The sequence below is a fragment of the Arthrobacter sp. SDTb3-6 genome, from assembly GCF_013376095.1.
GTDB lineage: Bacteria > Actinomycetota > Actinomycetes > Actinomycetales > Micrococcaceae > Specibacter.
In genome coordinates this window covers 1-507 of record NZ_JAAMFN010000143.1, presented here as the reverse complement: position 1 = coordinate 507, position 507 = coordinate 1, and the positions used below count along the sequence as shown (strand labels likewise).

Below are 507 nucleotides of genomic sequence, written 5' to 3'. Positions count from 1 at the left end.
CCCGGTCTGGTTCCCGGTAGGCGGCAACCATGCGTTGGTAGATTCCCCAGCTTGCTTCCACCTCGATATGAGTATCGGCAGAGAACAGGGATTCCAGTCGTGTGCGTTGCTTCTCAGTGAGCAGGCCGGCGCCGGTATGAAGCGTCAGTCTGGCCGAATACAAGGGATCCCCGGCCCGTCCCCGGTGACCGCAGCTCTGTTGCTGAACGCGCCGCCGGCATGAATCCAGCGCGTCGCCGGCCAGGCGGATGACGTGGAAGGGATCCATCACGGGAACCGCGTCGGGGAGTTCTTCGGCAGCGGCGCTTTTGAAGCCGGAGAACCCGTCCATGGCCACGACCTCAACCCCGTCCCGCCACTGCTGCGGGCGGCCCTGCAGCCAGGTCGCGAAGACTTTTTTGGAGCGCCCCTCGACCATGTCCAGCAGGCGTGAGGGGCCGGTGCCGTCACGGATAGGGGTCAGGTCAATGATGACCGTGACGTACTTGTCGCCGCGGCGGGTGTGCC

Annotated in this window: 1 protein-coding gene; it reads right to left on the bottom strand. The window is 65.1% G+C overall.

The annotated features are described in order from the left end of the window. On the bottom strand, window positions 1-507 hold a 507-nt coding region (locus tag G6035_RS19700), incomplete at both ends, for a transposase (protein WP_176618789.1).